We start from the raw sequence: 18,879 nt of genomic DNA, 5'->3' as shown, positions 1-18,879 counted from the left end.
AGCCCCGGGACCGAGGAGCGCGACACGCGCGTACGACCAGCCACCTTTCCGATCGTACGGGGAGCCGGGGCCCGCCCGCCGGACCGGGCCGGTCCCGGACCGGGGCACCGGACCGGACTCACGGCCTCCGCACCCGGTGCCGGTGCCGGTCAGACCCGGGTCACCGCGGAGATCGGCATCATGCCGACCGGGTCGTAGCGGACGGGGGCGCCGGGGTGCGGGGCGTGGATGACCTGGCCGTGGCCGACGTACATCGCGACATGGCTGGCGTCCGAGCGGTAGACGATCAGGTCGCCGGGGCGGGCCTCGGAGAGCGGCACGTGCCGGCCGGCGAAGCGCTGCTCCTGCGAGGTGCGCGGCAGCTGGACGCCCGCATGGGCGTACGACCACTGCATGAGGCCGGAGCAGTCGAAGCCGCCGGGGCCGCTGGCGCCCCAGATGTAGGGGCGGCCGAGGGCGGAGCGGGCCGCGGCGACGGCGGCCATGGCGCGCGGGCCCGCCGGGGCGGCAGGGCCGCCGAGGCCGGGGAGGTCCGCGCGGCCGGTACGGGAGACCCGGTCGAGCGCGGCGCGTTCCGCGGGCGGCAGGGAGTCGAGCAGCCGGCGGGCCCGGGCGAGCTTGTGCTCCACGGTCCTCTTGTGGCGGGCGACGGCCTGGCGGGCCTTCTCCAGATCGGCGAGTTTCCCGGTCGCCGCGGCGCGTTCCTGGTCGAGTTCGCGCAGCGCCGCCCGGAAGTCCCGCAGCCGGCCGGCCTGCCGGGCGGTGATCCGGTCGAGGACGGCCGCCTTGTCGAGGTAGTCGTCCGGGCGGGAGGACAGGAACAGCTGGAGCGAGGAGGGGAGGCCGCCGGACCGGTACTGGGCGCCCGCCAGCGAACCGAGTTCCTCGCGCAGGGTGTTGACCCGCGACTGCTGCCGCGCGATGCGGTCCTGGGCGTCGTTCGTCTCCCGGCGCAGCCGTCCGGCACGCTCGCCGGCCCGGTCGAACGCCTCGGTGGCCCGCTCGGCCTCGTGGTAGAGGCGGTCGACCTCGGAGCGGGTGCCGTCGTGCGGTGCGGCCCCGGCGGACGTGGCCGGCAGGGCACCGGCGGCCGCGGCCGAGATGACGCAGAGGGCGACACCGGCACCCCGGTCGAATCCTGGGAACGCTGCAAGGCGGCGATGGGACCCCACGGGAAGCCGCACTCCTTCCGCTGGCGGACACGGACCGTCCTCCCGTACCGGCGGCGGCGCGGGGGCCGCGCCGGTGCGGGAAAACGCGCCAGACAGTAGCCGCGCGGATCCGTGACGGCCAGCGACCCGGGTGTGCACACAGCGTGACACCCCGCCTCTGACGCAGGTCAGCGGCGGGGCGCGGGGTCAGCGGGGCCGGTGGTGATTCGCCCGTTCGGGCGGCACCGCGGCAGGCTCCGAGGGAGCGGGGAGCGTACGGCTCAGATGCGGACGCCGAACTGGAACGGCATGTTGCTGATCGCCTCGTAGCGGACGACCGTGCCGGTGCGGGGGGCGTGCAGCACCTGGCCGTTGCCGGCGTAGAGGCCGACATGGTGCTGGTCGCCGTAGAAGATGACCAGGTCGCCGACCCTCAGGTCGCTCTGGCTGTAGATGCGGGTGCCCGCGTTCGCCTGGGCCTGCGAGGTGCGCGGGATGGAGACGCCGGCCTGGGCGTAGGCCCAGGAGGTCAGACCCGAGCAGTCGAAGGAGGACGGGCCGGTGGCGCCGTAGACGTAGGGGGAGCCGATCCTCGTCTGGGCGGCGGCGAAGGCGGCGGCGGCCCGGCTGGAGGCGGAGGTGGTGTTGCCGAGGTCGACGCGGGCGGTGGAGGAGCGGTCGGCTCGCGCCTGGTCGGCGGCGAGCGCCGCCTTCTCCTTGGCCGTCAGCGTGTTGAGCAGCTTCTGCGCGTCGGCGAGCTTGCTCTGGACTTCCTTCTTCTTCTTGCCCAGTTCGGTGCGGGTGGCGGCGAGGTCGCCGAGCTTGTCGCTCGCCTCGGTGCGCTCCTGGGCCAGTTCGCGCTGTTTGTCCTGGATCTTCTTCAGCGCCTCGACCTGCTGCCCGCTCAACTGGTCGAGCGTGGAGGCCTTGTCGAGATAGCTGTCCGGGTCGGACGACAGGAAGAGCTGGAGCGAGGGGTCGATCCCGCCGGTGCGGTACTGGCCGGCCGCCATCGAACCGAGGCCGTCACGGAGCTTGTTGAGCTCGTCCTGGCCGCGGGCGACGTTGTCCTGGATCGTGGAGATCTCCTTCTGGAGCTTCTCCTGCTTCTCCTTGGCCCCGTTGTACTTCTCGGTGGCCTGCTCCGCCTGCTCGTAGAGGGCGTCGACCTTGGCCTTGACCTCGTCCTTGCTGAGCTTCTCTGCGGGTGCCGCATTCGCGGCCTGTGAGCTCAGAACGACGGCAGCAGCTGCTGCTGTGGTCAGCACGGTCACGCGTGCTCGGCTCGACTGCTTCGGTCGACGGTGGGACGCCACGGAGACGCGCTCCTTCTTCTGAGTGATCACCCGTGTGAAGGTTCGAGCCCTGACCCTAGTGACCCAGCCGTGATCAGTTCAAATCCTCAGAAGAAAAATCCCGTCACACCCTGCATTCTTTGCCCACAACACACAGCCGGTGACACTTGCCTGACGCTGGGTTGCGTGATCTTTACGCCAATTCGGGCATTAAGCCTGTACGTTGACGTTCACGACAGTCGCTTCAGAAGTACCGCAGACGCGACGGGGCGGGCACCCGCCTTGGCGATCCCGTCGGCCACCTCGCGGTCGGTCGAGGCGACGATCACCGGGCGGCCCGGCGGCTCCGCGCGCACCAGTTGGCGGATGAGTTCGTCGGCGGTGACCCCTGGCTTGGAGAACAGCACCCGCACCCCGCGCGGCGGCGCGAGCAGCACCGGGGCGGCCAGTTCGGCGCCGTCGAAGACGCAGGTGACCTCCGCGCCGGTCTGCGCGGCGAGCGCGGAGAGCTGCCCCAGCAGCCTCAGCCGCTGCTTCTCCAACGGCATCTGGGGATAGCCGGTCTTGGTCACGTTGTAGCCGTCGACGACCAGATGCGCCTGCGGCAGCGCGAGCAACTGGTCGAGAACGGCCGGATCGTGCTCGGACAGCGCACGCGTCGCGATGTCCTTCGGTGTCATACGTCCCGGTTCGACCGCGTCGACCGTCTCGGCCGGACGCACCGACACCGGCGGCAGGGCGAGTTCGCGTCTGAGGCCCTGTGCGGCGTCCAGCACGGTGTCCAGCAGCAGCCGCACCCGCATGTCCTCGACGCTGCGCCCTTCCCGGGCCGCGCGGCGGGCCGCCTCCAGGGCCGCCTCGGTCTCCGCGAGACGCGACTTGAGCCGCCGGCTCTCGCTCTCCGCGGCGGACACCTGGGCCTGGCCCTCGGCCCGTACGGCCTCGATCTCGCCCACCGCCTTGCGCAGCGCGGCCTCGCCGCGCTTGACGTCGCTGTGCGCCGCGCGCAGCTTGCGGTGCAGTACGTCGGTTTCCTTCCTGGCCGCGTCCAGCTCGGTCCGCAGCCGCTCCGTCTCGGAGCGGGTCAGCTCCCGGGCCCGCTCCAGTTCCTCGCGCAGCCGCTCCAGTTCGGCCCGGCTCTCCTCACCGGCCCGCTCGGCGTCGGCCCGCTGGGCCTCCTCGCCCGCCGCGGTCACCAGCTTGGCCCAGTCGGCCGGGCGCAGTACGTAGGCCGCGGCGGCGACGTCGAGGGGGTCCGCGGCCGGGGGCGCCGCACCGGAGTCCAGGGCGCCGCACAGTTCCGGCTGGGCCTCCCGGAGTTTCTCGCCGATGCGCTGGCGGAACAGCGGGTCGGTCTCCAGGGCCGCCGCCATGGCGTTGCCCGCGAACTTCGCCCGCCGGTTCGGGGCGAACCGGGCGTACTGTCTCAGCTGCGCGGGCAGCTCGGCGACCGTCAGTCCGCCGAAGCCGTCCGAGACGATCTGCACGACCCGGCGGCGCACGCCGTCGGGCAGCGGACGGTCGAGCGTCTCCGCGGCGCCGTCGTCAGGCTCCGCGTCCGCGGTCTCCACCATCCGTCACCACCCATGCCTCTGTCTGGCCCCCTGCGAGGGGCCGTCCGCGGGGCCGCTCCCGTCAGGAGCCGGCGCCCGGCCTGTCCACCAGTTCCACCTGATCCACGGCGTTGCACCAACGGCACCGCACCGACTCGATGGTCTCACTGACCACCTCGCGCTCCTCGACCGTGGGCTCCCCGGCCAGGTCGAGGTGGACGTACTCCACCACCTTCGAGGAACGGGTCACGTCGAAACGGGTGAGGTTGCCGCACAGGGTGCAGCGCCACCGCGTCGTGGCGGTCGGCAGGGGAACCGTCATCGGGGCTGTTCGCCTTCCTTCTCCATGGTCCTTCGCCAGGTCCGGGCGCTGTCGCAGTGTCCAGTGTCCGTGACCGCCGGTTGCCCGGCGCGTTTGGCTCGTAACCCTACGGCCTGGCGGGTACTCGTCGCCCGTCCGTCCACGGCGGCGAGGCGGTCCGCGCCGTTGCGTCCCGTTACGTCATGCTCTATCACCATGATCGGCAACTGGAGCACACCGGCCGGCCGGGCGCTGAGGGCGCTGCGCCGCACCCCGGCACCGATGACGCACGGCCTGATCGCGCTGTGCGCCCTCGTCTTCCTGGCCGCCCCGGTCTCCGGCCTGAACCCGTCCTACGGGTCCGGCGCGGCGCTGCTCACCGCCCGGCACGCCTATTTCCGGCGCTGGGGCGTCGTCCCGGCGGACCTCTTCGACAGCGCCGCCCGCGAGGCCCTCACCCCCGTCACCGCGCTCTTCGTGCACGCCAACTGGGTGCATCTGCTGGGCAACATGCTGTTCCTCTACGTCTTCGGCGCGATGACCGAGGCCCGGATGGGCCGCCTGCGGTTCGTGCTGTTCTACGTCGGCTGCGGGTATCTCGCCCTGCTGGGCTACGCCGTCGCGAACTCCGCCTCCGGGCAGGCCCTGGTCGGCGCGTCCGGGGCGATCTCGGCGGTGCTCGGCGCCTTCCTGTTCCTCTTTCCGCGGGCCCGGGTGACCAGCCTCTTCCCCTTCCTGTTCTTCCTTCCGCTGCGGCTGCCGGCCTGGGTGGTGCTGCCGTTCTGGGCGGCCGTCCAGTGGCTGGCGGCCCAGCGGGCGCCCCAGGGACCCGGCGTGGCCTACCTCGCCCATCTGGTGGGCTTCGCGCTGGGGCTCTGCTTCGCCTGGGTGCGGTTCGGGCGTGCGACTAGAGTGAAAGCCGCGCAAGCCGCCCCAGCTCAGGCTCCGGCCCACGAGGGAGAGAACCAACCGTGATCACCGCGATCGTCCTCATCAAGACCAGCGTGGACCGGATCCCCGAGATCGCGGAGTCGATCGCCGCGCTGGAGTCCGTCAGCGAGGTGTTCTCCGTCACCGGGACGTACGACCTGATCGCGATGGTGCGGGTGCGGGAGCACGAGGAGCTGGCGTCGGTCATTCCCGGGCGGATCAGCAAGATTCCCGGGGTGGAGGCCACGGACACGCACGTTGCTTTCCGCACGTACTCCCAGCATGACCTGGAGGCGGCGTTCTCCATCGGGCTGGATTCCTGACGGAGCCCTGCCGGGTGGGGGCCCGGTCAGGGGGTGGGGGCGCGTGGTGCGTTCGCGGGTGCGGGTGCGTCGTGGTTGTTCGCGCCCACGCGGCGGAGCCGCACATCGGCACAGCCCCGCGCCCCTGGGCCGGCTGGAGTGGCCGGCGCTTCCACATGACCGGTGATCAGTTGCCGTCTTCCTGGACGGGGACGCAGCGGCCGTCCTTGGTCTCGTAGGTCCACCGGGCGCCGTGGGTGACCAGTTCGCGGACCGCGGTGAGGAAGCGGTCGATGTGTTCGTCGGGGGTGCCGGCGCCGAAGCTGACGCGGAGGGCGCTCAGGGGGTTCTGCGGGGCGCCGCACTCCGCCTCGGTGGCCGGGGCGGTGCCCAGCAGGGTGCGGAGCAGCGGGTGGGCGCAGAAGAGGCCGTCGCGGACGCCGATGCCGTACTCCGCGGAGAGGGCCGCGGCGAAGTGGGAGCTGTTCCAGCCCTCGACCACGAAGGACACCACACCGACCCGCGGGGCGTCGTCGCCGAACAGGGACAGCACTGTGACCTGGGGAACCTCGGCGAGGCCCGCGCGGACCCGGGCGATCAGGCGCTGCTCCCGGGCGACCAGCGAGGCGAAGCCCGCCTCGGTGAGCGCCGTGCAGGCGGACGCGATGGAGTAGGCGCCGATGACGTTCGGTGAGCCGGCCTCGTGGCGGGCGGCGCTGTCGTGCCACTCCACGGCGACCGTGCCGTCGGTGTCCCGGGTGACCCGGCGGCTGGCGCCGCCCCCGGCGAGGTAGGGCTCGGCGGCGCGCAGCCAGTCGGCGCGGCCCGCGAGGACGCCGGAGCCGAACGGGGCGTAGAGCTTGTGGCCGGAGAAGGCGACCCAGTCGACGTCGAGGTCGCGTACCGACACCGGGTGGTGCGGGGCGAGCTGGGCGGCGTCCAGGACGATCCGGGCGCCGTGCGCGTGGGCGGCGGCGGCGAGTTCGCGCACCGGCCACAGCTCGCCGGTGACGTTGGAGGCGCCGGTGACGCAGACCAGGGCCGGGCCGTGGGGGTCGCGGCCGGCGAGGGCCCGCTCCAGGGTCTCGACGGCCTGGCGGGGGCTGCGCGGGGCGTCGAGGACGGTGAGGCGGGCGCTCTGCCAGGGCAGCAGGGCGGCGTGGTGCTCGGTCTCGAAGACGTAGACCTCGCAGCCGGCGGGCAGCGCGGCGGCGAGCAGGTTGAGGGAGTCCGTGGTGGAGCGGGTGAAGACCAGCTGGTCGTCGGGGCGGCAGTCGAGGAAGGCGGCGACGGTGCGGCGGGCGTTCTCGAACAGCTCGGTGGAGAGCTGGGAGAGGTGTCCGGCACCGCGGTGGACACTGCCGTAGTACGGGGCGTACGCGGCGACGTCGTCCCAGACCCGCTGGAGCGCGGGCGCGCTGGCCGCGTAGTCGAGGGCGGCGTAGGTGACGGAGCCACCGGTGACGAGCGGCACGGCGACGTCCCGCCCCAGCACGGGCAGCGGAGCGCAGGGGGGCTCTTCGGTGGCGGCGGCGGTACGGACAGCGGTGGCGGTGGCGACGGACATGGCTGAACTCCCGTGAGGCAGAAGGACTCACCACGCGGGCGCGTGCGACCGGTGCCGGGTGCCGCGCGGAAAGCGGCGGTCACCGGGCCGGTGCGGACGGCTCGAGCGGGGTGAAGACGAAGGAAGGAAGAGCGACAGGGCGGTCCGGGGGCGCGGAGAGAGCTCTGCGGCCCTGGTGCCTGTCGTCGGGTTCCCGTCACCCGCCGAGTGGCGGGGCGGCCGGGCGGTCCGGAACGGCGGACCGCCGGTCGAGCCGGTCACAGACGGCGGAGGGGAGGTGACGACAGGGCCTGAGGCCTGTACACCCGATGGTCGTCGCGGAGGGGGCGGGCACCGCCGGTGTCCACGGCTTGATCGGCCGGACAGGCCTAGCGCATTCGCTTGCTCACGGAAGGCTCCTCGACGACCAGGACCCCTGATACGCGAGGGGTCCGCGCTTGCCGTGGACGTTGCTGTCCACGACCTGGTCTTCACCCGGGGCACCCCGCCACGGACGGAGGGTTGCCGGACAGTCGGCCGGGGCCTGATGACTGTCACTCATGACCTGGTCCAGAATCTTGCCACACGATCACCACCGCGCAAGACGCGGTCCACATACCGGACCGGCGGAGAAGCGCGGAGGTGAAGGGGCGGAGGGGGCGGAGGGGGCGGACCGCCGGCCGCGCAGCCGCCCCCGGGAAGCCGTCAGGCGTGCCGGCTCAGGCGTGACTCGCCGCCACCCAGCGTTCCAGTGTCCGCGCCGCCGCCCCCGAGTCGATCGACTCGGCGGCCTTCGCCATCCCGGCCGCCAGCTGCGAGGCGAGCGGCGCGTCGGCCGGGTCCAGGGCCGCGAGGGCGGCGGCCGAGTTGAGCAGCACCGCGTCGCGGACCGGGCCCCGCTCGCCGTTCAGGAGCCGGCGGGCGACATCGGCGTTGTAGGAGGGGTCGCCGCCGCGCAGGGCGTCCACCGGCACCCGCTCGATGCCGACGTCGCGCGGGTCGAAGGTCTCCTCGGCGACCTTGCCGTCGCGGACGGTCCACACCCGCGAGGTGGCGGTCGTGGTCAGCTCGTCGAGGCCGTCGTCGCCGCGGAACACCAGCGAGGAGTTGCCCCGGTCGGCGAGGACTCCCGCGATGATCGGCGCCATGCGCGGGTCGGCGACGCCGATCGCCTGGGCCTTCACCTTGGCCGGGTTGGTCAGCGGGCCGAGCGCGTTGAACACCGTACGGATGCCCAGCTGGCCGCGGGCGGCGGCGACATGGCGCAGCGCGGGGTGGAACTTCACGGCGAAGCAGAAGGTGATGCCGGCCTCCTCGGCGACCTCGGCGACCCGCTGCGGGGTGAGGTCGAGGTTGACGCCGAGCTTCTCCAGGACGTCGGAGGAGCCGGAGGCGGAGGACGCGGCCCGGTTGCCGTGCTTGACGACCTTGGCGCCGGTGCCGGCGACGACGAGCGCCGACATGGTGGAGATGTTGACCGTCCGCGCGCCGTCGCCGCCCGTGCCGACGATGTCGACCGTACGGCCGGACACCTCGATGACGTTGGCGTGCTCGTACATCGCCCGGACGACGCCGGTGATCTCCTCGACGGTCTCGCCCTTGGCGCGCAGGGCCACCACGAACCCGGCGATCTGGGCGTCGGTCGCCTCACCGCGCATGATCCGGTCCATCGCCCAGGCGGTGGAGTCGGCGCTCTGGTCACGGCCGTCGAGCAGGGCGTTCAGTACCTGGGGCCAGGAACGGCCCGCCGCGGTGTCGCCTCCAGCGGGGGTCACAGCGCTCATCAGCCGCTCCTGGGTGTCCTGGGTGTCGTGAATCGGGGTGCGACCCCAGCCTAGTGCCGCGGCAGGCAATGTTTGCCCGTGAAGGAGCGGCGTCCGGTGCGTGCTCTCTGGGGGTCCCCCCTGCTCGAAGAGCTTGGGGGAGTGCCGGCCGGAAGCCCCCGTACTGGATGTACTCGGGCTTTCGGCCGGTGCGGCGAGTGGGGGTCCCTGCTCGAAGAGCTTGGGGGAGTGCCGGGCGTCGCGACGGGGCGAACATTGCCTGCTGCGGCACTAGAGCCGCAGGGATCGACGAGGGGCCCCGTCCGAACACCGGACGGGGCCCCTCGGCTGTGGCGTGGCGACACGCGGTGATCCAGGTGATCAGTGGTGACCGTGGCCGCTGGTGATCTCCTTGTACTCCTCGACGGTCGGCTTCGGGATCTGGTTCTCCTCGCCGTAGTACGCCTTGCTGAGCTTGGCGCGCAGTTTCAGCGAACCCTTCACCTTGCGCTCGACGCCGTTCTCGTCGACCGTCGGGCCGATCTCGGCGGGCGTGTACTGCTCGTGCGCGGTGAGGGTGTGCAGCTGCTCCTGGCTGAGCGGCTCGTGGACCTCGATGAACTCGCCGTGCGGCAGGCGCTTGATGATGCCGGTCTCCCGGCCGTGCAGCACCTTGTCACGGTCGCGGCGCTGGAGGCCGAGGCAGATCCGCTTGGTGGTGATGAACATGATCACCGGGCCGACGAAGACGAAGATCCGGACGAACCAGGTGACCGAGTTGATCGACAGGTTGAAGTGGGTGGCCCACAGGTCGTTGCCGCCGCCGATCAGCAGGGTGAAGTACACCGTCAGCCAGGCGACGCCGAACGCGGTGCGCGTCGGGGCGTTGCGCGGGCGGTCCAGGATGTGGTGCTCGCGCTTGTCGCCGGTGACCCAGGACTCGATGAACGGGTAGACCGCGATCGCGACCAGGACCAGCGGGAAGACCACCAGCGGGATGAACACGCCCAGGACGAGCGTGTGGCCCCAGAAGTTGATCTCCCAGCCCGGCATGAAGCGGATCAGGCCCTCGGAGAAGCCCATGTACCAGTCGGGCTGGGCGCCGGTGGACACCTGGTCCGGACGGTAGGGGCCCATGGCCCAGATCGGGTTGATCTGCGCGACCGCGGCGATGGCCGCGATGACGCCGAAGACCAGGAAGAAGAAGCCTCCGGCCTTGGCCATGTAGACCGGCAGCAGCGGCATGCCGACGACGTTGTTGTTCGTCTTGCCGGGGCCCGCGAACTGGGTGTGCTTGTGGTAGAAGACCAGGATCAGGTGGCCCACCATCAGCCCGAGCATGATGCCCGGCAGCAGCAGGATGTGGACCGAGTAGAAGCGGGCCACGAAGTCGCCGCCGGGGAACTGGCCGCCGAAGAGGAAGAACGACAGGTACGTGCCGACGATCGGCACGGACAGGACGGCGCCCTCCATGAACCGCACACCGGTGCCGGACAGCAGGTCGTCCGGGAGCGAGTAACCGGTGAAGCCGGTGAACATGCCCAGGACGAGCAGCAGGAAGCCGAACAGCCAGTTGACCTCACGCGGCTTGCGGAACGCGCCGGTGAAGAACACGCGCATCATGTGCACGAACATGCCCGCGATGAAGACCAGCGCGGCCCAGTGGTGGATCTGCCGGATGAGCAGCCCGCCGCGCACGTCGAACGAGATGTGCATGGTCGAGTTGAACGCCTCGGACATCAGCTGTCCCTGGAGCGGGACGTAGCTGCCGTGGTACACCACCTCGTTCATCGACGGGTGGAAGAACAGCGTCAGATACACACCCGTGAGGATGATGATGATGAAGCTGTACATGCACACTTCGCCCAGCATGAACGACCAGTGGTCGGGGAAGATCTTGCGCATGTTGGACTTGGCCAGGGAGTAGATCCCCAGCCGGCCGTCGGCCCAGTCGGCCACCCGCTCACCGGCGGGTGCCTTGCCGCGGTCGCGGCCGGACGCGTTGCTTGCCGTAGTACTCATCCGCGCTCCCAGAATGCAGGACCGACGGGCTCCTCGAAGTCGCCGAGCGCCTGGAGGTAGCCCTCACTGTCCACACCGATGCGCAGCTGCGGCAGGGCGTGGCCGGCGGGGCCGAAGATCACTCGGGCGCCGTCGGAGAGGTCGAAGGTGGACTGGTGGCACGGGCACAGCGCGTGGTGCGTCTGCTGCTCGTACAGGGAGATCGGGCAGCCGACGTGGGTGCAGATCTTCGAGTAGGCCACGATGCCCTGGTGGGACCACTCGAGTTCCTGCTTGTCCTTGATGTTGTCCGGCTGGAGCCGGATGATCATCAGGGCCGACTTGGCGATCTGGGTCTGGAAGTCCTCGTCGGTCTCCTCCAGCCCGTCGGGCTTGGCGAAGGTGAGCGAACCGACGCTGATGTCCTCGGCCTTGAGCGGCTCGTTGGTGTTCATGTTGACCAGGCGCTTGCCCTTGGCCCACAGGGTGTGCCGCAGCGAGGTGCCGGGCAGCGGGCCGAGGTCGCGCAGCAGGATGACACCGGAGAGCGGCACCAGGGTGAGCGCTCCGAGCATCGTGTTGCGGATCAGCTTGCGGCGGCCGAGCGCGGACTCCTTGGCGCCCTGCCGGAAGTCCTCGAGGACCTTGGCACGGACGTCCTGGGGGGCCGCGATGGCGTGCCGCTCGTCGGTCATCTCCGCGTCGGACATCAGGGTGCGCGCCCAGTGGACGGCGCCCGCTCCGATGCAGAAGAGCGCCGCACCGAGGGTCAGGCCCAGCGCGAAGTTCAGCGCGCTGATGTGACCGATCGGGAAGACGTAGATGCTCTTGTCGTGCGGGATCGACACGTACGAGGCGATGAAGCCGACGGTCGCCAGCATCGACAGCGTGAACAGCAGGGCGACCGTGCGCTCGGAGCGCCGGGCGGCCTTCTCGTCGATGTCCTGGATACGGTGCTCGTGCGGCGGCAGGCCCGGGTCGGCGAACGGGTGCTTCTCGTCCGCGACGCTCACCGTGCCGTGCGCGGTGTCCTGCCCGGTGGGCAGGTTCTCTTCCGGAATGTCTTGGCTACTCATGACTTCTTGGCCTTTGCGGTCCGAGCGGCGACCCAGACGGCGACCGCGATCAGCGCGCCGAGTCCGAAGATCCAGCCGAACAGGCCCTCGGTGACCGGACCGAGACCGCCCAGTTCCAGACCGCCCGGGTTGGTCGTCTCGTCACCGTTGACCGCGTTCAGGTACGCGATGATGTCCTTCTTGTTCTGCTGCGACATCGTCGTGTCGGGGAAGGACGGCATGTTCTGCGGGCCGGTCTGCATGGCCTCGTAGATGTGCTTCGGAGCGACGCCCGTGAGCGACGGGGCGTACTTGCCCTTGGTCAGCGCGCCGCCCTTGCCGGTGAAGTTGTGGCACTGGGCGCAGTTGGTGCGGAACAGCTCACCGCCCTTGGCGATGTCGGCGCCGTCCTTGCTGTACTGCTCCTTGGTCGGCACCGAGGGACCGGCGCCCAGCGAGGCGACGTACGCCGCGAGCTGGTCGATCTGGGCCTGCGTGTACTGGACCTTCTTGCGCGGTGCCTGGGCGCCGGCCGAGGTGGCGGCCGGCATCCGGCCGGTGCCGACCTGGAAGTCGACGGCGGCGGCGCCCACGCCGACCAGGCTCGGGCCGTCGGAGGAGCCCTGGCCACCGGTGCCGTGGCAGCTGGCGCAGCCGACCGAGTAGAGCTTCTTGCCCTCCTCGATGGTCAGGGACTGGGCGGTTTCATCGGCCTGCGCCTTGCTCGCGGGCGCGAAGGCCGCGTACAGCCCCCCGGTGGCCGCCAGCGCGAGGAGTAGGACGACGACCGCCGCCAGCGGATGGCGTCGTCGTGCGGAGAGCTTTTTCACGATTACCCCGGTGTCAGGATCTTCTGCGTCGATGCTTCTGGTGAGGGATCGGCTCGTCGTGGCCGGGCGGTCTCCCGCTGAACTGCGGGACCTGCGGTGACCGGCTGCCGCGGACGGGCAGCCCGGTTACTTGATCAGGTAGATCGTGGCGAAGAGGCCGATCCAGACCACATCGACGAAGTGCCAGTAGTAGGACACGACGATGGCGGCGGTCGCCTGCTCGTGCGTGAACCTCTTGGCCGCGTAGGTACGGCCGAGGACCAGCAGGAAGGCGATGAGGCCACCCGTCACGTGCAGGCCGTGGAAGCCGGTGGTCAGGTAGAACACGGAGCCGTACGGGTCGGAGGAGAGCGAGAGCCCGTCCTTCTTCACCAGCTCCGTGTACTCGAAGATCTGACCGCCGATGAAGATGGCACCCATCACGAAGGTGACGATGAACCAGCCCCGGAGCCTCTTCACGTCCCCGCGCTCGGCCGCGAACACGCCGAGCTGGCAGGTGAGGGAGGAGAGCACCAGGATCGTGGTGTTGGTCGCGGAGAACGGAAGGTTGAGATGGCCGGCCATCTCCTTCCAGTGGTCCGGACCGGTCACCGATCGCAGGGTGAAGTACATCGCGAAGAGGGCCGCGAAGAACATCAGCTCGGAACTCAGCCAGATGATGGTCCCGACGCTGGTGAGGTTCGGCCTATTGACCGACGGGTGCGCGTGCCCGGTGTCTACTGTCGTTGCTGTCGCCACGACCGACATTATGTCGGTCGCTTATCTCGCCCTCACTCCGGGGGGTGCCGTTCGGAGTGTCCGGCCCTCCTGGACTGCCCGGATGGCTGATCAAAGGGGTGATCGAAGGGGTGATCCAACGGCTGTCGACGGGGAGTCCGAGGGAGTAGCATCCGCGGCAGCGGTTCAGTCCGTACGACGCTGACGTCCCGGAGGAAACATGCAGCCGACCGCCACGGTGCTGGTCTACAGCGACGACTCCAACACCCGCGAACAGGTCCGGTTGGCGACGGGGCGCAGGCCCGCTCCCGATGCGCCGGTGGTGGAGTTCGTGGAGTGCGCGACGCCGGAGGCGGCGCTGCGTGAGCTGGACAAGGGGGGCATCGACGTCGCCGTCCTGGACGGGGAGGCGGTGCCGATGGGCGGCATGGGGCTGTGCCGGCAGATCAAGGACGAGGTCTTCGAGTGCCCGCCGGTGCTGCTGCTGATCGGGCGGCCCCAGGACGCGTGGCTGGCCACGTGGAGCCGGGCCGAGTCGACGGTCACGCATCCGCTGGAGGCGGTGGAGTTTGCGGCGGCGTTGGCTTCTCTGCTGCGGCGGCGGGGGTTGGTGGGGGTCTGACGGCCCCCTTCCCCTCTGCGGTGCCCTGCCGGGTGGGGGTTGTTCGCGCCCACGCGGCGGAGCCGCACATCGGCACAGCCCCGCGCCCCTTGGGGGGTGCCGGTCCGTCGTTCGCTGCGGGCGGGTCGTGGGGGGGCCGGGGTTGCTAGATCGCTGTGGGGGTCAGTCTTGACGGGTCCTGCGGGGGCGGGGGCGGGGTGAGGGCGGTGCCCTTGCGCCAGACGGACCACGGGACGTTCCAGTCGCCGTAGCCGTTGCCGAAGGGTTCCATCGGGTCGCCGTTCGAGTTGACGACCTTGACCACGTCGCCCTCGTGGATGTGGTCGTAGAACCATTCGGCGTTCTCCGTGCTCATGCCGGTGCAGCCGTGGCTGACGTTCTCGCTGCCCTGGGAGTCCACCGACCAGGGGGCGGCGTGGACGTACTCGCCGCTCCAGGTCACGCGGGTGGCGTAGTAGACCGGCAGGTCGTAGGAGTCGTCGCTGTCCTCGGAGATACCGATGGTGGTACCGCGCATCCGTACGAAGTACTGCTTGGCCAGCACGACTTTGACGCCGTTGCGGGTCTCGAAGCCGGGCTTGCCGGTGGTGACCGGCATCTGCTGGATCTCGGTGTCGTTCTTGTAGACCGTCATCCGGTGCGCCGCGGCGTCCGTGACGGCGATGACGCGGTCACCGATGGCGAGCGCCAGCGGCCTGGCGGCGGTGCCCCGGAGGCGGTCGCCGATGCGGACGCCGTCCAGGGTGCTGTGCACGCGGATCGTGGCGTGGGCGGGCCAGTAGTTCTCGGGGCGGTAGTGCAGCTCCTTGTCGTCCACCCAGTACCAGGCGCCCGGCACGGCGGGCTCGGAGTCGACGTGCAGGCCGCGTTCCACCACGGCGCGCTCGGTCCGGTCCCTGACCGGCCGGCTGAGCTGCGCGGTGACGGGCTGTCCGACGCCGTAGGCGCCCGACTCCGGGCCGAACACGACGTTCAGGTCCCGGCCGACCGGTTTCCCCGTGTCGAAGGCGACGACCCGGCGTCCGGGGGCGCCGTCCTCGTCCTCCGTGCTCACCCGCACCGTGTAGCGGGCGTCCGCGGCCAGCACGGAGGTGCTGTGCCAGCGGGTGCCGTCCGAGGAGAGTTCGCCCGTCACACGGCGTCCCGCGGCGTCGACGGCCGTGACGTCGGTGATGCGGCCGTCACCGTCCTCGGTGGTGATCTCGAGCGGCTTGTCGGGGTCGGCCTTCTCGCCGCCGCCGGTGGGCGTGTTGACGGAGATCTGGTCGGCCGCGTCGAACGGCTCGGCCGACAGGGGGTTGCCGTCGGTGCCGCAGGCGGTGAGGCCCGCGCCGAGGGCGGTCATCGCCAGCAGGCTGCAGCCGATGACGGTGCGGGTGCGCGGAGACGGGTTCATGCGGTCCACGCTAGGAAGATCCGTCAAGGGCGGCGCGCTGGGTGACTCGGAAGAGGGAGGGACATTGCGGCAATCGAGGCAACGACGGGAGCCCGGGTCCTCTGTGACGGAGGACCCGGGCTCCCGGACTGCTCGACCTGCTCGGGCGTGCTACTGGGTGCGGTTCTCGCCGCGGTAGTACTCGAAGACCCAGCCCCACAGGCCCATCAGGATGACCGGCGCGGCGAAGAACAGCAGCCACCAGCCGATCGCGACACCGAGGAAGGCGATCGCGGCCCCCGCACCGAGGGCGAGCGGCTGCCAGCTGTGCGGGCTGAAGAAGCCCACCTCGCCCGCCTCGTCCGCGACGTCGGCCTCCGTGTCGTCCATGGCGCCCGCGTCGACCCGCCGGGCGGTGAAGCCCAGGTAGAAGCCGATCATCACGGTCAGGGCGAAGGAGAGGAAGAGCGCCGTGGTGCCCGCCGGCTCCTTGGACCACACGCCGTAGACGATGGCCATGACGAGCAGGAAGACGCTCAGCCAGATGAACAGCCGGCCCTGGATCTTCACTTGCCGGCCTCCTTGCTGCCCGCGGCGGCGCCGTGACCGGCGTACTCCAGCTGCTCGAGGGCGGCGATCTCGGGGTGGTGCAGGTCGAACGCCGGGGATTCGCTGCGGATCCGCGGCAGGGTGACGAAGTTGTGCCGCGGCGGCGGGCAGGACGTCGCCCACTCGAGCGAACGGCCGTAGCCCCACGGGTCGTCGACGCCGACCGGCTTGCCGTACTTGGCGGTCTTCCACACGTTGTAGAAGAACGGCAGCATCGACATGCCGAGCAGGAACGAGCTGATCGTCGAGACCGTGTTCAGGACGGTGAAGCCGTCCGAGGCCAGGTAGTCGGCGTAGCGGCGGGGCATGCCCTCGACACCCAGCCAGTGCTGGACGAGGAAGGTGCCGTGGAAGCCGATGAACAGCGTCCAGAAGGTGATCTTGCCGAGCCGCTCGTCGAGCATCTTGCCGGTGAACTTCGGCCACCAGAAGTGGAAGCCGGCGAACATCGCGAACACGACCGTGCCGAAGATGACGTAGTGGAAGTGCGCCACCACGAAGTACGAGTCCGAGACGTGGAAGTCCAGCGGCGGCGAGGCCAGGATGACGCCGGTCAGACCGCCGAACGTGAAGGTGACGAGGAAGCCGGTCACCCACAGCATCGGGGTCTCGAAGGACAGACTGCCCTTCCACATGGTGCCGATCCAGTTGAAGAACTTCACGCCGGTCGGGACCGCGATCAGGAAGGTCATGAACGAGAAGAACGGCAGCAGCACACCGCCGGTGACGTACATGTGGTGCGCCCACACGGTCGCGGACAGACCGGCGATCGAGATGGTCGCGGCGATCAGGCCCATGTAGCCGAACATCGGCTTGCGCGAGAAGACCGGGATGATCTCGGAGACGATGCCGAAGAACGGCAGCGCGATGATGTACACCTCTGGATGGCCGAAGAACCAGAAGAGGTGCTGCCACAGCAGGGCCCCGCCGTTGGCCGGGTCGAAGATGTGGGCGCCGAACTTTCGGTCCACCTCGAGCGCGAACAGCGCGGCCGCGAGGACCGGGAAGACCAGCAGCACGAGGATCGCGGTCAGCAGCACGTTCCAGACGAAGATCGGCATGCGGAACATGGTCATGCCGGGGGCGCGCATGCAGATGATCGTGGTGATGAAGTTGACCGCGCCGAGGATGGTGCCGAAACCGGACAGGGCGAGGCCCATGATGCCCATGTCGGCGCCGATGCCCGGCGAGTGGACGGCGTCCGACAGCGGCGCGTACATGAACCAGCCGAAGTCGGGGGCGCCGCTCGGGGTGAGGAAGCTGGCCGCCGCGACGAGCGAGCCGAGCAGGTACAGCCAGTAGGCGAACATGTTCAGCCGCGGGAACGCGACGTCGGGCGCGCCGATCTGAAGCGGCATGATCCAGTTCGCGAAGCCGGCGAACAGCGGCGTCGCGAACATCAGGAGCATGATCAGGCCGTGCATGGTGAACGCCTGGTTGAACTGCTCGTTCGACAGGATCTGCAGACCGGGCCGGGCCAGTTCGGCGCGCATGACCAGCGCGAGCACACCGCCGACACAGAAGAACACGAACGACGTGATCAGGTACAGCGAGCCGATGGTCTTGTGGTCGGTGGTCGTCATCCACCTGACCACGACATTGCCGGGCCGGCGGCGTCGTACCGGTAGCTCGTTCTCGTACGAATCCTCTGCCGCGGCACCCTGGGGTTCGTTGAGGATGCTCAATTCTTCGTCCTGTTCGTCTCGGCGTTCTTCTCGTGCTCCGTCTGCTGGATGCCCGCCGGGATGTAGCCGGTCTGGCCCTTCTTGGCGAGGTCCTTGAGGTGCTGCTGGTAACGCTCGGGCGAGACGACCTTCACGTTGAACAGCATCCGGGAGTGATCGACGCCGCAGAGCTCGGCGCACTTGCCGAGGAACGTGCCCTGCTTGTTCGGGGTCACCTGGAAGGCGTTGGTGTGGCCCGGGATGACGTCCTGCTTCATCAGGAACGGCACCACCCAGAAGGAGTGGATGACGTCACGTGAGGTGAGGACGAAGCGGACGGTCTGGCCCTCCGGGAGCCAGAGCGTCGGTCCGGGGTTGCCGGTCTGCGGGTTCTTCGTGTTCGGCGTGCCGACGTCGTAGACGCCGCCCGCGTTCGACGGGAACTGCTTCCTGTAGGCGTCCGGGATGGCCGACAGGTTGGCGTCGGTCCTGGCGTCGCCGGTCGAACCGTCGACGTTCGCGATGTAGTTGAAGCCCCAGCTCCACTGGAAGCCGACGACGTTGACCGTCACGTCGGGCTTCTTGGAGATGTCCAGGAGCTTCGACTCGTCCCGGGCCGTGAAGTAGAACAGGACGGAGACGATGATCAGAGGGACCACGGTGTACAGCGCCTCGATGGGCATGTTGTACCGGGTCTGCGCAGGAACCTCGACCTTGGTGCGGCTGCGCCGGTGGAAGACGACGCACCACAGGATCAAGCCCCAGACGAGGCAGCCGACGGCAAGCGCGGCCGCCCACGATCCCTGCCACAGGGAGAGGATGCGGGGCGCCTCTTCCGTGGTCGGGGTGGGCATACCAAGGCGGGGGAAGTCCTTGTATGTGCAACCGGTGGCAGTCGCCAGGACCAGGCCCGCGGTCATTGCCTGCAGCAGCTTCCGCCGCATCGGGCGCCGCGGCTTGAGGGTCCCGCCCACGCCCTTCGGGCCGTGGGGGAGGTCGGAGCCGTTGGGACTCACGTAGCGCCTTCCCGAGAGTCTCGCCCGCGACATGGCTGCGGCCCGGTCTGCACGGTCGCCGCCCTGCGTCGGGCAGGGTTTGGATGTTTATGCGGAGCAAACCCTAGCCGACGCTCTGTCGGCGTTCGCGGGGAGGGTGGCATACGCGT

At 70.1% G+C, this 18,879-nt stretch carries 17 protein-coding genes and 1 riboswitch; of the genes, 3 read left to right on the top strand and 14 right to left on the bottom strand.

Annotation, left to right across the window (positions count from 1 at the left end; all coding sequences use genetic code 11):
- Nucleotides 1–149 precede the first annotated feature (149 nt).
- The 4 genes from ABZ862_RS08960 to ABZ862_RS08945 form a co-directional block, all read right to left on the bottom strand.
- Nucleotides 150–1,172, bottom strand: coding sequence for an NlpC/P60 family protein (locus ABZ862_RS08960; RefSeq protein ID WP_360954664.1), 1,023 nt, complete (start codon nt 1,170–1,172; stop codon nt 150–152).
- A 260-nt stretch (nt 1,173–1,432) separates the two neighbouring features.
- Nucleotides 1,433–2,467, bottom strand: a complete 1,035-nt coding sequence (locus tag ABZ862_RS08955) for an NlpC/P60 family protein (protein ID WP_360955489.1) — start codon at nt 2,465–2,467, stop codon at nt 1,433–1,435.
- Between the two features lie 209 nt (nt 2,468–2,676).
- The gene (locus ABZ862_RS08950; protein ID WP_360954661.1) at nt 2,677–4,020 is read right to left on the bottom strand and encodes an NYN domain-containing protein; all 1,344 of its coding nucleotides are present in this window, start codon (nt 4,018–4,020) and stop codon (nt 2,677–2,679) included.
- Between the two features lie 61 nt (nt 4,021–4,081).
- The gene (locus ABZ862_RS08945; RefSeq protein ID WP_014672226.1) at nt 4,082–4,321 is read right to left on the bottom strand and encodes a hypothetical protein; all 240 of its coding nucleotides are present in this window, start codon (nt 4,319–4,321) and stop codon (nt 4,082–4,084) included.
- Nucleotides 4,322–4,516: 195 nt separating this feature from the next.
- On the opposite strand from ABZ862_RS08945, the gene ABZ862_RS08940 reads away from it, so the two are divergent.
- Both ABZ862_RS08940 and ABZ862_RS08935 read left to right on the top strand, forming a co-directional pair.
- The gene (locus tag ABZ862_RS08940; protein ID WP_360954658.1) at nt 4,517–5,275 is read left to right on the top strand and encodes a rhomboid family intramembrane serine protease; all 759 of its coding nucleotides are present in this window, start codon (nt 4,517–4,519) and stop codon (nt 5,273–5,275) included.
- The gene (locus tag ABZ862_RS08935) at nt 5,272–5,553 is read left to right on the top strand and encodes an Lrp/AsnC ligand binding domain-containing protein (protein ID WP_360954655.1); all 282 of its coding nucleotides are present in this window, start codon (nt 5,272–5,274) and stop codon (nt 5,551–5,553) included. The genes ABZ862_RS08940 and ABZ862_RS08935 overlap by 4 nt, the downstream gene beginning before the upstream one ends.
- A 166-nt stretch (nt 5,554–5,719) precedes the next feature.
- Here ABZ862_RS08935 and ABZ862_RS08930 read toward each other — a convergent pair whose 3' ends face one another.
- From ABZ862_RS08930 to ABZ862_RS08905, 6 genes are all read right to left on the bottom strand, one after another.
- Nucleotides 5,720–7,099 carry an aminotransferase class V-fold PLP-dependent enzyme gene (locus ABZ862_RS08930; protein WP_360954652.1) on the bottom strand — a complete coding sequence of 460 codons (1,380 nt, stop codon included), beginning with the start codon at nt 7,097–7,099 and terminating at the stop codon, nt 5,720–5,722.
- 428 nt (nt 7,100–7,527) lie between these two features.
- Nucleotides 7,528–7,644: riboswitch (SAM riboswitch) on the bottom strand.
- Between the two features lie 153 nt (nt 7,645–7,797).
- On the bottom strand, nt 7,798–8,862 hold the full coding sequence (gene trpD / locus ABZ862_RS08925; protein ID WP_360954649.1) for an anthranilate phosphoribosyltransferase: 1,065 nt from the start codon (nt 8,860–8,862) through the stop codon (nt 7,798–7,800).
- A 360-nt stretch (nt 8,863–9,222) separates the two neighbouring features.
- Nucleotides 9,223–10,863 carry a cytochrome bc complex cytochrome b subunit gene (locus ABZ862_RS08920; protein ID WP_360954646.1) on the bottom strand — a complete coding sequence of 547 codons (1,641 nt, stop codon included), beginning with the start codon at nt 10,861–10,863 and terminating at the stop codon, nt 9,223–9,225.
- Nucleotides 10,860–11,918 (bottom strand): Rieske 2Fe-2S domain-containing protein, encoded by a 1,059-nt coding sequence (locus tag ABZ862_RS08915; RefSeq protein ID WP_360954643.1) that lies wholly within the window; start codon nt 11,916–11,918, stop codon nt 10,860–10,862. Before ABZ862_RS08915 ends, ABZ862_RS08920 begins: the two co-directional genes overlap by 4 nt.
- Complete coding sequence (locus tag ABZ862_RS08910; RefSeq protein WP_360954640.1) at nt 11,915–12,727, bottom strand: c-type cytochrome; 813 nt, start codon at nt 12,725–12,727, stop codon at nt 11,915–11,917. Before ABZ862_RS08910 ends, ABZ862_RS08915 begins: the two co-directional genes overlap by 4 nt.
- Before the next feature lie 126 nt (nt 12,728–12,853).
- The gene (locus tag ABZ862_RS08905; protein ID WP_360954637.1) at nt 12,854–13,474 is read right to left on the bottom strand and encodes a heme-copper oxidase subunit III; all 621 of its coding nucleotides are present in this window, start codon (nt 13,472–13,474) and stop codon (nt 12,854–12,856) included.
- Nucleotides 13,475–13,664: 190 nt separating this feature from the next.
- Between ABZ862_RS08905 and ABZ862_RS08900 the strand changes: the two genes are divergently transcribed.
- A complete protein-coding gene (locus ABZ862_RS08900; RefSeq protein WP_360954634.1) occupies nt 13,665–14,066 on the top strand; it encodes a hypothetical protein in 402 nt (133 codons plus the stop codon).
- A gap of 145 nt (nt 14,067–14,211) precedes the next feature.
- Here ABZ862_RS08900 and ABZ862_RS08895 read toward each other — a convergent pair whose 3' ends face one another.
- From ABZ862_RS08895 to coxB, 4 genes are all read right to left on the bottom strand, one after another.
- A complete protein-coding gene (locus ABZ862_RS08895; RefSeq protein WP_360954631.1) occupies nt 14,212–15,462 on the bottom strand; it encodes an Ig-like domain-containing protein in 1,251 nt (416 codons plus the stop codon).
- A 150-nt stretch (nt 15,463–15,612) separates the two neighbouring features.
- Complete coding sequence (locus tag ABZ862_RS08890) at nt 15,613–16,011, bottom strand: cytochrome c oxidase subunit 4 (RefSeq protein WP_360954628.1); 399 nt, start codon at nt 16,009–16,011, stop codon at nt 15,613–15,615.
- Nucleotides 16,008–17,735: a cytochrome c oxidase subunit I gene (ctaD, locus tag ABZ862_RS08885; protein WP_360954625.1), complete on the bottom strand. Its 1,728-nt coding sequence runs from the start codon at nt 17,733–17,735 to the stop codon at nt 16,008–16,010. The genes ABZ862_RS08890 and ctaD overlap by 4 nt, the downstream gene beginning before the upstream one ends.
- Nucleotides 17,732–18,658 carry a cytochrome c oxidase subunit II gene (gene coxB / locus ABZ862_RS08880; RefSeq protein WP_360955487.1) on the bottom strand — a complete coding sequence of 309 codons (927 nt, stop codon included), beginning with the start codon at nt 18,656–18,658 and terminating at the stop codon, nt 17,732–17,734. Before coxB ends, ctaD begins: the two co-directional genes overlap by 4 nt.
- Between the last annotated feature and the right edge of the window lie 221 nt (nt 18,659–18,879).

This window comes from Streptomyces sp. NPDC047000 (genome assembly GCF_040644295.1).
Classification (GTDB): Bacteria; Actinomycetota; Actinomycetes; order Streptomycetales; family Streptomycetaceae; genus Streptomyces.
This window is presented reverse-complemented; position numbering and strand designations above follow the sequence as displayed.